The organism is Sinomonas albida (assembly GCF_004919045.1).
GTDB lineage: Bacteria > Actinomycetota > Actinomycetes > Actinomycetales > Micrococcaceae > Sinomonas > Sinomonas albida.
Genome location: NZ_SWDW01000014.1, coordinates 44,114 through 56,871, shown reverse-complemented (window position 1 = coordinate 56,871; position 12,758 = coordinate 44,114). Strand labels below are relative to the sequence as shown.

Here is a 12,758-nt window from a genome sequence, read left to right as displayed (position 1 = left end):
AGGGGAAAGGAAGCGCTCAGCCGTCGAGCTCCACGGCGTCCTCCTCGCGCATGCTCACGCTCAGCCGTCGAGCTCCACGGCGTCCTCCTCGCGCATGCTCACGCTCAGCCTTGAACGGAAGCCCTTCGTGATGACGAGCAGGCACAGGACGCCGATGCCGAACCAGATGGCGCCGTAGGTGAGGGCGTCGAGGTTGAGGTTCGCCCACAGGACGCCCGTGAGGACCATGCCGATCACCGGCAGCAGGATGTTCGTGAAGACCTCCCGCGGGGTCCGGTACTCCTTCTTCCGGAACACGAAGTACACGACCACGGTCAGGTTCACGAACGTGAACGCGATGAGCGCGCCGAAGTTGATCATCGAGGAGACGAACTCGAGCGTGAACGGGATGGCCAGCATCGAGACGGCGCCCACGAAGATCACGGCGAACGAGGGCGTCTGGAACCGCGGGTGCACGAAGGAGAACAGCCTGGAGACGGGGCCGCGGCCGTTGCGGCCCATGACGAAGATCATGCGGGACACGGAGGCGTGCGAGGACAGGCTCGACGCGACGGTTGCGGCGAACGCGGCGGACGTGAACAGGATCTTGAAGAACTCGCCGCCGACCTTGAGGGCCATCTCGGGGAGCGTGTCGTCCGTGTTCTGGAAGCCGTCGAGCGTCGGGAACACCGACTGGCCGAACCACGCGGCGACGAAGAAGATCGCGCCGCCGATCAGGAGGGCGAGCACGATCGCCTTCGGCACGGTCTTCGTGTCCTTGGCCTCCTCCGTGTACATCGTGATCGCGTCGAAGCCGATGAAGGAGAAGCACACCACGGTCGCGCCGCTCATGATCGCCGAGGCGTCCACGCCGTCGTGGAAGAGCGGGGTCGTGGTGAAGAGGGAGCCGTTGCCGTCGCCGTGCGAGAGGGCGTTCCACGCGAGGACGAGGAACACGCCGATGAGCACGACCTCGAAGACCACGAGGAACCCGTTGATCTTCGACGTCGACTTCATGCTCCACAGGTTCAGGACCGTGATCACGATGACGTACGCCACGACCCAGATCCACGCGGGCACGTCCGGGAAGAACGATTCCATGTAGATCCGGATGAGGAGCGCGTTGACGAGCGGCAGCAGGAGGTAGTCGAGGAGCGAGGCCCACCCGACCAGGAAGCCGAGGTTGGGGTGGATCGTCTCCGACGTGTACGTGTAGGCCGAGCCGGCCGACGGGAAGACGCGGGTCATGCGGCCGTAGCTCACGGCTGTGAATACCATGGCGACGAGCGCCACGAGGTACGCGAGCGGAACGGCGCCGTTGGTCTCGTTCGAGACGATGCCGAACGTGTCGAAGACCGTGGTCGGGGTCATGTAGCCGAGGCCGAGGCCCACGATGGCCCACAGCCCGAGGGAGCGCTTGAGCGTCGTCGCGGAGGACGCTCCCTTGGTGGCGATGTTCACCTCTGCAGTATGAGTCGTCATGTCAGATCCTTCCGAGGGGTCCCGAGCCGGTGCGCGGCTGCTGTTGGGTGATGCAGTGGATCCCGCCCCCGCGGGTGAAAAGCGTGCGAGCGTCGACGGCGGTGACGTGCCGTCCGCGGTAGGCGTCCGCGAGGATGCGGAGCGCCTTCTCGTCGTGCGCGTCGTTGAACGAGCAGGCCACGAGCCCGCCGTTGACAGCGACGTGGTTGAGGTAGCTCCAGTCCACCCAGTCCTCGCCGTCGTGCAGCTGCTGCGGCGCGGGGACCTCGATGATGTTCCAGGGCCTGCCGTCCGCGGTGCGCGACGCACGGAGCACCTCGAGCAGCTCGCCGGTCACCTCGAAATCGGGGTGCTCGGCGTTGTACTGGACGTGGACCAGGAGCGTCCCCGGCGAGGGGATCGCGGCGACGAGGTCCACGTGGCCGCGCGTGCCGAACTCCTTCGTGTCGCGAGTGAGGCCCCGCGGGAGCCACACCGCGTGGCGGGCGCCGATGGTCCGCGCGAACTCGGCCTCGACGTCCGCCCTGCTCGCGCCCGGGTTGCGATCCGGGTCGAGCTGGACGGACTCGGTCAGGAGCACGGTGCCGAGGCCGTCGGTCTGGAAGCCGCCGCCCTCGTTGACGAGCCGGCTGGGGACGTGCCTCGCCCCGGCAGCGTCGGAGACCGTGCGGCCGATCCGCGAATCGTGCTCCCACGAGGCCCAGCCCTGCTGCCCCCAGCCGTTGAAGACCCAGCAGACCGCCCCCAGCCGGCCGTCGTCGTCCGTCACGAAGCTCGGGCCGATGTCCCGCATCCACGCGTCGTCGAGCTGGGCCTCGACCACGCCGACGCGCCCGTCGAGGTACGCCTTCGCGACCGCCCGGTCCTCGGGCCGGACCACCATCGTGACGGGCTCGTAGCGGAGCGCGGCGTGCGCTACGGCTGCCCACGCGCTGCGGGCCTCGTGCGCGTCCCGGTCCGTGTCGCCGAGGGTGTAGCCGCCGGACGGCCAGGCCATCCACAGCCGCTCGTGCGGCTCGGTCTCCGCGGGCATGCGCCACGTCATGCCCGCGCGCCTTCCAGCGAGGCGGCCGGTTCGGGAGCCGCGAACGACGACGGCGCGTTCCCGCCGCTGTTCGTCTCGCCGACGCGCGGGGTGCCGTCCGCGCCCCGTCCACGCGTGCCGAAGGGAGCCGCCGGGTCAACGGGCGCGGTGAGCGCCGCATACGTCTCGGGGCGCCGAGTGGCGAGGAACGGGAAGAGCGCCAGCCAGTCTCGCCGCTGGTCGAGATCGAGGTCGGCGACCAGGACCGCCGAGCCCTCGCGGGGTGCTCGGGCGAGGATCCGGCCGTACGGGTCCGAGATGAAGGACGAGCCGTAGAACGTCACGAGGCCCTCGCTGCCCCATCGGTTCGGGACGACCATGAACAGGCCGTTCGCGATCCCGTTGCCCACGATGACCTGGCGCCACAGCGGCTCGGTGTCGAAGTCCGGGTGGCCGGGCTCGGAGCCGATCGCAGTCGGGTAGGCGAGGATCTCGGCGCCGCCCAGGGAGTACACGCGGGCGAGCTCGGGGAACCATTCGTCCCAGCACGTCGGGAGGCCGAGCCTTGCTCCGCCGAGCTCGGCGGGCGCGTGGATCGGGTAGCCGTGGTTCGCGGCCTGCTCCGTCGCGGGCTGCGGGCCCTGACGGAAGAACTTGTCCTCGTAGTACCCCTCGGTGACGGGGATGTGGAGCTTGTCGGTCGCGGCAAGGAGCGTGCCGTCGGGGGAGACGAGGATCGCGGTGTTGTAGCCGAGCTCGTCGCCGGCGGCGCCCTTGCGGTACAGGCTCGCGTGGACCGAGAGGCCGTTCTCGCGGGCCGCGCGGCGGGCGAACGCAAGGGTCGGGCCGGTCTCGAGGTCTTCGGCGATCCTGCTCGGGGTGTAGTCGGGGAGGGTGTCGGCGGGGTAGCGGGAGAGCGTGAGTTCGGGGAGGAAGACGACCTTCGCGCCGTGGGCCGCCGCGCGGCGGATGCCCTCGGCGAGCTCGGCCTCGGTCTCCGCTGGGTCCTCGTGCCAGCGGTGCTGGACAAGGGCAACCCGCAGTGGGGCGCGTTGTTCGGTCTCTTCGCTCGTCCGAGCCCACGACACCGGGGGCTGCAGGGCAAGGATCTCTTGCATAGGGGTCCTTCAGGGGAGGAGGTGTGGAGTCTGAGCCACCAATAAATGAATGACGTTCGTTTATTAGAACAGTGACGCAGCCCACGGTCAAGAGTGTGAAGTGATCCCGCCCACTCGTTGTGGGGTCCCGTCCGGCGGGTTGTGGGGTCCCGTCCGGCGGGTTGTGGGGTCCCGTCCCGAGGGTTGTGGGGTCAGCCGCGAGTCGCGAGTGTCGCGGCCAAGGTGCCGCGGAGTCCTGCGACGAGGGCGTTGAGGCCCAAGGCGAACGCGTCATCGGCGGCTGTGCGGCCCCGCCCGCGCCTGGCCGAGACGGCATCGGCGAAGGTCGGCGCGAGGTCGCGCTGGTCGCCGACGTCGAAGATCCATTCTGGTGCGGCGACGTCCATCGCCGAGCCGAGGACGAACGACTCCACCGCCACGATCGCGTCCACCACCATGTCCTCAGGCCACCCGCCTGCCCTCAGGGCCTCGGCTACGCGCTCGTACATCGCCAGCGAGTGCGGCGCTCCGGTGATGGGCAGGACCGCAATCACGGGGATGAGCGGCGAGTGCCGTGCGAAGGCCTCGCGATACGAGTAGGCCCACCGCGTCACTGCGACGTCCCACGGCTCGCGGCCGAAGCCCGACGTGTCGATCGTGTCGTTGACGTCGTCTTGGACCCAGTTGAGGACCTCGTCCTTCGAGGCCACATGGTTGTACAAGGCAGACGGCGCCGTCTTGAGCTCGCGGGCGAGGGCTGCCATGGTGAGCCCGTCGTAGCCGGACTTGCCGATGACCGCGAGCGCCGCCGTCGTGATTTTGGCACGGGAGAGCACGGGGTGCGTCGGGCGTCCGCGGCGGCGCGGCGCGGACGAGCCGGAGGTCTCGGGTGCGTCGGGGTCCATGACTCGGAGTCTAGGGGACGGGACCCCGCAACCCTCGGGACGGGACCCCGCAACCCTCGGGACGGGACCCCGCAACCCTCGGGACGGGACCCCGCAACCCTCGGGACGGGACCCCGCAACCCTCGGGACGGGACCCCGCAACTCTCGGGACGGGACCCCGCAACCCTCGGGACGGGACCCCGCAACCCTCGGGACGGGACCCCGCAACCGCGTTGGGGCGGGGCGGGGCCAGAGGGGTGAGGGTTGCGTCAATAAATAAATGAACTATATTCATTTAGAGACGGCCACCACATTGGGGGCAACGATGCCCCTCCAGGAAGGGAAACACCATGGCAGGTGAGAAGCGAGAGCTCCAGGCAGACGTCGTCGTCGTCGGGGCGGGCCCCGCGGGACTCATGGCCGCGCGCACTCTGACGCGGGGCGGCGCGAGGGTCGTTGTGCTCGAGGCGCGCGACCGTGTGGGCGGACGCACGTGGAGCGACACGGTCGACGGCGCGTGGCTCGAAGTCGGCGGCCAGTGGATCAGCCCGGACCAGACGGAGCTCCTGGGCCTGGTCGAGGAGCTCGGCAAAGAGACCTACCAGCGGTACCGCGAGGGTCAGAGCGTCTTCGTCGCGGCGGACGGCGAGCGCACGGTCTACGAGGGCGCGGACTTCCCGGTCTCGCCGGGCACGCAGGCCGAGGTCGAGCGGATCACCGCCATCCTCGACGGGCTCGCCGCCGAGATCGGCGCCGAGGAGCCGTGGGCCCACCCGAAAGCCCGCGAGCTAGACACGATCTCGTTCCACCACTGGCTCCGCGCCCAGTCTGCGGACGAGGACGCGTGCGAACTCATCGGCATGTTCATCGCCGGCGCCATGCTCACCAAGCCCGCCCACGCCTTCTCCGCGCTGCAGGCCGTCCTCATGGCGGCGTCTGCGGGCTCGTTCAGCAACCTCCTCGACGAGGACTTCATCCTTGACCGCCGCGTCGTGGGCGGCATGCAGTCCGTGAGCCTCGCGATGGCCGCGGAGCTCGGGGACGCCGTCGTCCTCAATGCCCCGGTGCGCACCATCGTCTGGGGCGAGGGCCGCGTGCGCACGGAGGCCGACGGCGTGTCCGTCACCGCCCGCCGCGCCATCCTCGCCGTCCCGCCGACGCTGTACAGCCGCATCTCCTACGAGCCGCCGCTCCCGCGCCGCCAGCACCAGCTGCACCAGCACCTCTCGATGGGCCTCGTCATCAAGGTCCATGCGGTCTACAGCCGCCCGTTCTGGCGCGAGGCAGGCCTCTCGGGCACGTGCTTCGGGGTCGGCCAGATCGTGCAGGAGGTCTACGACAACACGAACTTCGGCGACGAGCGCGGCACGCTCGTGGGCTTCGTCTCCGACGAGCACGCGGACGCGATGTTCGCCCTCAGCTCCGAAGAGCGCAAGGCGGCGATCCTCGGCTCGATGGCGGGCTACCTCGGCCCCGAGGCCCTCAAGGCCGACGTCTACTACGAGTCCGACTGGGGCTCCGAGGAATGGACCCGCGGCGCGTACGCGGCCAGCTTCGACCTCGGCGGCCTCTCCCGCTACGGCGCGGACCAGCGCACGCCCGTGGGGCCCATCCACTTCGCGTGCTCCGACATCGCGTCCGAGGGCTACCAGCACGTGGACGGCGCACTCCGCATGGGACGCCGGGCGGCGGAGGAGATCCTCGCGGCGGGTGTCATCGCCGCGCGGGTCTGATCGTCCCGAGGGCGAAGGACTACAGGCGCCGGATAACAGGAGCGAAAACAACGGGCGACGGCGGCACTCACCCGAGTGCCGCCGTCGCCCGTTGTTTTCCGCCGCTAAGGCTGGGCTGGCCGCGCCGCCCCCAGGACGTGCCACACGGGGCTCTTCCAGTGGAAGGACGGCTCGAGCCCCTGGCTGCGGAGCACGCCGGCCATCGCGACGGGGGAATGGACGAAGCCCCGGAACGAATTGCCCGAGACGCCGAGGAGCCCGTTCATGAGCCTGATGAACGTCCGGGACATCACGTTGGACGTCGGGTAGCTGAAGACGAGCGCGCGGCGGGCGTGCTCCGCCGCCGCGCCGAGGAGCTTCGCGTAGTCGGGGTAGCAGCACACCACGCGATGGAGGACGACGACGTCCGCCGCCTCAACCCCGTGACCCTCCGTGGCGAGATCCACACCCAGGCGCCGCTCGATGCGCCCTCCGAAGCCCTCCTGCTCGATGAGCCGCAGCGCGTCCTCCTCGTAGCCCCCGGAGAGCTCGAGGTTCAGGGCCCGCGCCGCGCCCCGCTTGAGCAGCTCGAGCTGGATCTCGCCTACCCCTCCGCCGACCTCGAGCACCGTCGCGCCCTCGATCCCGGAGCCCGCGAGGAAGTCGACGATCTGCCGCTCTGCCGGCCGCAGCCCCTTGCGCCCGTAGCGCTTCGCGATGGAGCGGGAGAAGCGGGAGTCGAAGATGGCGTCGTAGCCCGGATTGTCGGACCGGCGATCGCCGGGTTCATGGTTGGTGGGGCCGCCGCAGCAGGAGTCCATGCCACGAGTATGCGATGCGTTGACTCGCGTGTCCCGGACCGGGAGGCTGAACCTGACGCCGACGGAAGGAACCCCATGGATGCCGATGTCATCGTGGTCGGGGCGGGCCTTGCAGGCCTCGTAGCCGCGACGGAGGCCGCGGATGCCGGGAAGCACGTGGTCATCGTGGAGCAGGAGCCGGAGCAGTCTCTCGGCGGGCAGGCGTTCTGGTCCCTCGGCGGGCTCTTCCTCGTGGACTCGCCCGAGCAGCGCCGCATGGGCGTGCGGGACTCGCGCGAGCTAGCTGGCCAGGACTGGGCCGGAAGCGCGCAGTTCGACCGGCCCGAGGACTACTGGCCCCGGCAGTGGGCCGAGGCCTACCTCGACTTCGCAACTGGGGAGAAGCGCGCGTGGCTGCACGGGATGGGCGTGCGGTTCTTCCCGGTGGTCGGGTGGGCCGAGCGTGGCGACGGCCGCGCCGAGGGCCATGGCAATTCGGTGCCGCGCTTTCACCTCACCTGGGGTACGGGTCCCGGGGTGCTCGAGCCGTTCATTCGCCGCACGCTCGACCACGCCGACGCCGGTCGGGTGCGCCTCCTGTTCCGTCACCGGGTGGACGAGCTGATCGCGGAGGGCGGCGCGGTGGTCGGGGTGCGGTGCGCCGTCCTGGAGGCCTCGGACGCCCCGCGCGGGACGCCGAGCTCGCGCACGGTGACGGACGACGTCGAGCTGCGGGCTTCCGCGGTGATCGTCGCCTCGGGCGGCATCGGCGGGAATCACGACCTCGTGCGGGCCATGTGGCCGGCGCGGCTCGGCGAGCCGCCGGCGACCATGGTCGCCGGGGTGCCCGCGCACGTGGACGGTCGCATGCTGGGCATCGCCTCGGATGCGGGGGCGCGGGTGATCAACGACGACCGCATGTGGCACTACGTCGAGGGCCTGCGGAACTGGAATCCCGTGTGGGAGAACCATGGGATCCGGATCCTGCCGGGGCCCTCCTCGGTGTGGCTCGACGCTACGGGCCGCCGGCTCCCGCCACCGTACTTTCCCGGCTTCGATACGCTCGGGACGCTCCGGCACCTGCGCGGGACCGGGCACGACTATTCGTGGTTCGTCCTGACGCAGAAGATCATCGAGAAGGAATTCGTGCTCTCGGGATCCGAGCAGAATCCGGACTTCACGGGCAAGGATGTACGGCTTCTGCTCGACCGGGTCCGGCCGGGGGCACCCGGGCCAGTCGACGCGTTCATGCGGCACGGCGCGGACTTCGTGGTCGCGCCGAACCTCGGCGAACTCGTCGAGGGGATGAACCGCGTGGGCGAACCGGGCCTCATCTCCGAGGCCGGCCTGCGGTCGGTGCTCGAGGCGCGGGACCGGGAGATCGACAACCCGTTCGGGAAGGACGCACAGGTGACGTTCCTGCGCGGGCACCGGAAGTACCGCGGCGACCGCCTCATCCGGGTCGCGACGCCGCACCGCATCCTGGACTCGTCGAACGGCCCACTCGTCGCCGTCCGGCTCAACATCCTCACGCGCAAGACACTCGGCGGGCTCGAGACGGACCTCTCAGGGCGCTGCCTCTCGGCGCCGGACGCCTCGGGTGTAGGGCAGCCCGTGCCGGGGCTCTTTGCGGCGGGCGAGGCCGCGGGCTTCGGGGGCGGTGGGCTCATGGGCTACAACGCCCTCGAAGGCACGTTCCTGGGCGGGTGCCTGTTCTCCGGCCGCGCCGCTGGCCGGGCTGCGGCGGGCTGAGTCCTGGGGTGCCGAGCGCTCCGGTCCGCTTCTTCGCGCGCGTGGGGCGTGTCGCGCCGAGACACGCCGGTGCGGGACTGATTGGGGAATTACAAGTGGACAGGAGCGCGGCCGGACGGCATGCGAAAGGCCCCGGATCCATTGGATCCGGGGCCTTCTGTGGTTGCGGGGACAGGATTTGAACCTGCGACCTCTGGGTTATGAGCCCAGCGAGCTACCGAACTGCTCCACCCCGCGGCGCTTGATCTACTTTACCTGCATCGGCCTCGCGATGCGAATCGGCGGGCCAGGGCACTCGGCCCGGGCCCGCCGTCGTCCGCTGACTCAGAGGCAGCGCTCAGCCGAGGTGGTCGACGAGGCGCCCCGCGATGCCGGTGTAGGTGCCGGGGGTGAGGCTCAGGAGCCGGGCCTCGGCCTCGGCCGAGAGGCCGAGCTCGGATACGAACTCCTTCATGCGGGCGCCGTCGACCCGGTGGCCGCGTGTGAGATCCTTGAGCCGCTCGTACGGGTTGTCCATGCCCGGAACCCCTGCAATGGCCTCGGCGCGCATCACCATCTGGATCGCCTCTGCGAGGACTTCCCAGTTCTGGTCGAGGTCCGCGGCGAGGACGCCCTCGGCGACATCGAGGCCCGCGAGGCCCCTCGCGACGTTGCTGATGGCAAGGATCGAGTGGCCGAACGCGACTCCGATGTTCCGCTGGCTCGACGAATCGGTGAGGTCGCGCTGCCAGCGGCTTGTGACCAGCGTCGCGCCGAGGGTGTCGAGGAGGGCCGAGGAGATCTCGAGGTTGGCCTCGGCGTTCTCGAAACGGATCGGGTTGACCTTGTGCGGCATGGTCGAGGATCCGGTCGCGCCGGCCACGGGAATCTGTGCGAAGTAGCCGATCGAGATGTAGCTCCACAGGTCCGTGCAGACGTTGTGCAGGATCCGGTTGAAGCGCGCGATGTCCGCGTACAGCTCGGCCTGCCAGTCGTGGCTCTCGATCTGCGTGGTGAGCGGGTTCCACGTGAGCCCGAGCCCCTCGACGAAGGACTTCGACACCTGCTGCCAGTCGGCGCTCGGCACGGACGCGACGTGAGCGGCGAAGTCGCCGGTGGCGCCGTTGATCTTGCCGAGGAATTCGGTCCGCCCGATGCGGTCCAGCTGGCGGCCCAGGCGGTGCGCCATGACGGCGAGTTCCTTGCCGAGCGAGGTCGGCGTGGCGGGCTGGCCGTGGGTGCGGGACAGCATGGGGATGTCGCGGTTCGCGCGGGCCATGTCCGCGATCTGGTCGACGAGAGCGCGGGCCGCGGGGAGCCAGACGTTCTCGACCGCACCCTTGACTCCGAGCGCGTACGAGAGGTTGTTGATGTCCTCGGATGTGCAGCCGAAGTGGACGAGCGCGGTCAGTCGGCCGAGCCCCAAGGCGTCGAGGCGACGCCCGATGAAGTACTCCACGGCCTTGACGTCATGCACGGTCACGGCCTCGATCCCGGCGAGCTCGCGGATGGAGGCGGCGTCGAACTCGGTGACCATCGCGCGAAGGCCCTCCTCCTGCGCCGCCGTGAGCGGGTGGGTGCCGGGGAGGACGGAGTTCTTGGTGAGGTGGATGAACCACTCGACCTCGACCGCGACGCGGTCCCGGTTCAGCGCAGCCTCGGACAGATAGTCCACGAGCGGGGCGACTGCGGGGCGGTAGCGGCCGTCGAGCGGGCCGAGTGCGATCGGCTCGTCAGAGGCCGCGAGAGACAGCCTTCCGGAGGGCGTACGTGTGGGGGAGTCAGCCATGGCCTCCATTCTTCCAGATGGGAGGCGCGCGCCATGAGCCGTGACGGCTTCGCGAACGCCGGCCCGGCGCCTCGGCGGCGTGGCGTCGGCGCAGCGTCGGTGCAGGGGCGGCGCAATGATCTTCCACGGATTCTCAACACGCGAGCAGTCCACATACGACGACGGCGGGGCGCGGTTGCGCTCTTGGGCCCCGTAGCGTCGGGGTCAGCGCGGGCGTATGCGGATCACGGGGACTCGCGGGATCGCGGGGTTTGCGGGGGCTTGCCGGGGATCACGGGATCGCGGGTGGACCGCAGGGAATTGCACGGGATCGCGGGAATGAGCAGGGGATCACCCGAATCGCAGAGGGGGAGCGGTGGATCGAAGGGCTGGCGAGCAGGCTGGCGGAGGGCGCGAGAGGAGCTGCGGGCACGACGAGGCGGGCCTCAAGTCGGCCGCAGAGCAGCTCGCGCGCGCGGAGGACGAGGCGCGGCTCGGCGAACGCTTGGCCGGCCGCGGGCATCACGCGGAGTGGTCGGGTGGGGCCGGGGACTCGTACCGAGCGCGCCTGGCATTTGTCGTTGCCGAGCTCGCCGCCGTCACGGCGGGCATTGTGGGGCTCGCGATACTTGTGGCGTCTCTCGAGAGAGAGGCTCAGGACTGTGCGGCCGTGAGGGCAGTCGCAGACGCGGCCAGCAGTTCAGACGCCCCGATGGTCACGCTTTCTCCCCGTCTCCCCATCACGGAGGCCCGCGGCCCGCTGCTCCCGCAGGTATCGCGGGGTCCGCTCATCCCGCAGGAGACGAGGGGGCCGCTCATCCCGTTTCCGTCCGGCAATTCGATTCCTCCCCGCGCCGACGAGGTCTGCAGGTGAGACCCGGAAACGGGGCCGTTCCGGGCGCAGACGGCGCGGTGGTGACCGGCGGGCGGGGCTTCGCGACGCACCTCGACTCGCTTGAGGCGGCTGCGGGCGAGCTTCATGATGCGGCGGTCGCCGTCCGGAACGCGCAGGGCGCGCTGTACATGGCGCGGTTGTCGATCGCGCCCGCCGCCTGCACGGGGTCGGCGTTGGCCGCCCAGTACGACGACGAGTCGAACCGGCTCGAACTCAGAGCGCGCCGGGCCGTCTCCGAGGCCGAGGGCATCGCCGCGGCGGTGCGAGCGGCGGCCTCGGCCTACGAGGAAGAAGAGGCCAAGCGGGCTGCCGCCGTCGACGGGCTCCAGAACCTGCTCGGCGGGTCCGGAGGCGTGCCCTTGCTTCTCGAACTCATGGGTTTGCCGATCCTCGCCGCCTTCATGGGGCGTGCCCGTGACAGCCCTGGTCGGAGCATGGCGTCCATCATTCGCGGGCTGGCAAGCGGACAGATCGAGGACTCGTCGGGCGAAGACCTTGCGGTTTCGCGAGCCCCGGTGGCTGCAGGGTCGGGAGATCCAGGGACCTTCGGCTACGAGCTGAGGAGTCTGCGGGCGGCGCAGAGCCAAGTGCCGCTCGATGACGGAACTCGGGTGCCGGAGTCATCGATCCTCGTGGAACGATTCGTCAGAGCGGACGGCTCGGTTGCGGTGCTCGTGTCGGTGCCGGGCACGGAGACGTGGAATCTCGACGACTCGAACGTCATGGACACCGAGGGCATCCTTGACGGCCTCGGCCGTCAGGACAGCCAGGTCCGCGCGCTCATCCGTCACGCGCTCGCAGACCAAGGGCTTGGGCCTGCCGACGAGGTGGTGTTCACGTGCTACAGCCAAGGGGTCATCCACGTCATGGGACTGCTCGAGGATCCCGAGTTCCTCGGGAAGTACCGGGTCTCCGCGGTGACGGCGGTCGGTGGCCCGGTCGCGGCCTTCAAGCCCCCCGCCGAGATTCCCATCCTGAGCCTGACCAACGCGGACGACATTGTGCCGGTGGCGTCGGGCCACATCGCGGAACCGCTGGGCTCCGTGGTCTCGGTCAGAACGCCCGCGCGGGGCGGAGCAGCTGCGGCGGCGACGTATCCGCTGCAAACGGCTGCGCAGGCGCATGACCTCGAGAACTATGAGCTGGACGGGCAGCTCTTGGACGCCTCGGAGAATCCCGCGGTGGCCCAGCACGCGGGCATCGTCGGCGCCGCCCTGGGCGCGGGAGTGCTAGGAGGCACCGCGCTCTCAGCCCCTCCGCCACAGCGCGAGCGCTTCGCGTACACAGGCACTGACCTGAGGTCGAAGACCGGCCACGGAAAGCCGGCGCGGTGAGCGGGGGCTCGGTGTGCACAGGCACTGACCTGAAGTCGAAGACCGGCCACGG

At 70.1% G+C, this 12,758-nt stretch carries 10 protein-coding genes and 1 tRNA gene; 4 read left to right on the top strand and 7 right to left on the bottom strand.

From position 1 onward, the window contains the following. Nucleotides 1-60: 60 nt before the first annotated feature. From E6A26_RS14270 to E6A26_RS14255, 4 genes are all read right to left on the bottom strand, one after another. The gene (locus E6A26_RS14270; RefSeq protein ID WP_136611871.1) at nt 61-1,461 is read right to left on the bottom strand and encodes an APC family permease; all 1,401 of its coding nucleotides are present in this window, start codon (nt 1,459-1,461) and stop codon (nt 61-63) included. Nucleotide 1,462: 1 nt separating this feature from the next. Next, on the bottom strand, nt 1,463-2,506 hold the full coding sequence (locus E6A26_RS14265; protein ID WP_136611870.1) for an agmatine deiminase family protein: 1,044 nt from the start codon (nt 2,504-2,506) through the stop codon (nt 1,463-1,465). After that, nucleotides 2,503-3,603 carry a nitrilase-related carbon-nitrogen hydrolase gene (locus E6A26_RS14260; RefSeq protein WP_136611869.1) on the bottom strand — a complete coding sequence of 367 codons (1,101 nt, stop codon included), beginning with the start codon at nt 3,601-3,603 and terminating at the stop codon, nt 2,503-2,505. The genes E6A26_RS14265 and E6A26_RS14260 overlap by 4 nt, the downstream gene beginning before the upstream one ends. A 191-nt stretch (nt 3,604-3,794) precedes the next feature. Beyond that, nucleotides 3,795-4,487 carry a TetR/AcrR family transcriptional regulator gene (locus E6A26_RS14255; RefSeq protein ID WP_136611868.1) on the bottom strand — a complete coding sequence of 231 codons (693 nt, stop codon included), beginning with the start codon at nt 4,485-4,487 and terminating at the stop codon, nt 3,795-3,797. A 329-nt stretch (nt 4,488-4,816) separates the two neighbouring features. Here E6A26_RS14255 and E6A26_RS14250 point away from each other — a divergent pair, with 329 nt between their 5' ends. After that, complete coding sequence (locus E6A26_RS14250; RefSeq protein ID WP_136611867.1) at nt 4,817-6,199, top strand: flavin monoamine oxidase family protein; 1,383 nt, start codon at nt 4,817-4,819, stop codon at nt 6,197-6,199. Between the two features lie 104 nt (nt 6,200-6,303). Here the strand turns inward: E6A26_RS14250 and E6A26_RS14245 are convergent, their stop codons facing one another. Next, nucleotides 6,304-6,999, bottom strand: coding sequence for a methyltransferase domain-containing protein (locus E6A26_RS14245; RefSeq protein ID WP_211129155.1), 696 nt, complete (start codon nt 6,997-6,999; stop codon nt 6,304-6,306). 75 nt (nt 7,000-7,074) lie between these two features. Here E6A26_RS14245 and E6A26_RS14240 point away from each other — a divergent pair, with 75 nt between their 5' ends. Continuing rightward, nucleotides 7,075-8,730, top strand: a complete 1,656-nt coding sequence (locus E6A26_RS14240; protein WP_136611866.1) for an FAD-binding dehydrogenase — start codon at nt 7,075-7,077, stop codon at nt 8,728-8,730. A gap of 160 nt (nt 8,731-8,890) precedes the next feature. Here E6A26_RS14240 and E6A26_RS14235 read toward each other — a convergent pair. Both E6A26_RS14235 and purB read right to left on the bottom strand, forming a co-directional pair. Next, nucleotides 8,891-8,967 (bottom strand) — tRNA-Met (locus E6A26_RS14235). A gap of 100 nt (nt 8,968-9,067) precedes the next feature. Continuing rightward, nucleotides 9,068-10,498, bottom strand: coding sequence for an adenylosuccinate lyase (purB, locus tag E6A26_RS14230; protein WP_211129153.1), 1,431 nt, complete (start codon nt 10,496-10,498; stop codon nt 9,068-9,070). Between the two features lie 355 nt (nt 10,499-10,853). Between purB and E6A26_RS14225 the strand changes: the two genes are divergently transcribed. Beyond that, nucleotides 10,854-11,351: a hypothetical protein gene (locus E6A26_RS14225; protein ID WP_136611864.1), complete on the top strand. Its 498-nt coding sequence runs from the start codon at nt 10,854-10,856 to the stop codon at nt 11,349-11,351. Continuing rightward, the gene (locus tag E6A26_RS14220) at nt 11,348-12,706 is read left to right on the top strand and encodes a hypothetical protein (RefSeq protein ID WP_136611863.1); all 1,359 of its coding nucleotides are present in this window, start codon (nt 11,348-11,350) and stop codon (nt 12,704-12,706) included. Before E6A26_RS14225 ends, E6A26_RS14220 begins: the two co-directional genes overlap by 4 nt. Nucleotides 12,707-12,758: the final 52 nt, after the last annotated feature.

Coding starts and splice junctions, on each gene's coding strand:
- E6A26_RS14270 (WP_136611871.1), bottom strand. CDS start 1,461: ATGACGACTCATACTGCAGAGGTGAACATCGCCACCAAGGGAGCGTCC.
- E6A26_RS14265 (WP_136611870.1), bottom strand. CDS start 2,506: ATGACGTGGCGCATGCCCGCGGAGACCGAGCCGCACGAGCGGCTGTGG.
- E6A26_RS14260 (WP_136611869.1), bottom strand. CDS start 3,603: ATGCAAGAGATCCTTGCCCTGCAGCCCCCGGTGTCGTGGGCTCGGACG.
- E6A26_RS14255 (WP_136611868.1), bottom strand. CDS start 4,487: ATGGACCCCGACGCACCCGAGACCTCCGGCTCGTCCGCGCCGCGCCGC.
- E6A26_RS14250 (WP_136611867.1), top strand. CDS start 4,817: ATGGCAGGTGAGAAGCGAGAGCTCCAGGCAGACGTCGTCGTCGTCGGG.
- E6A26_RS14245 (WP_211129155.1), bottom strand. CDS start 6,999: ATGGACTCCTGCTGCGGCGGCCCCACCAACCATGAACCCGGCGATCGC.
- E6A26_RS14240 (WP_136611866.1), top strand. CDS start 7,075: ATGGATGCCGATGTCATCGTGGTCGGGGCGGGCCTTGCAGGCCTCGTA.
- purB (WP_211129153.1), bottom strand. CDS start 10,498: ATGGCTGACTCCCCCACACGTACGCCCTCCGGAAGGCTGTCTCTCGCG.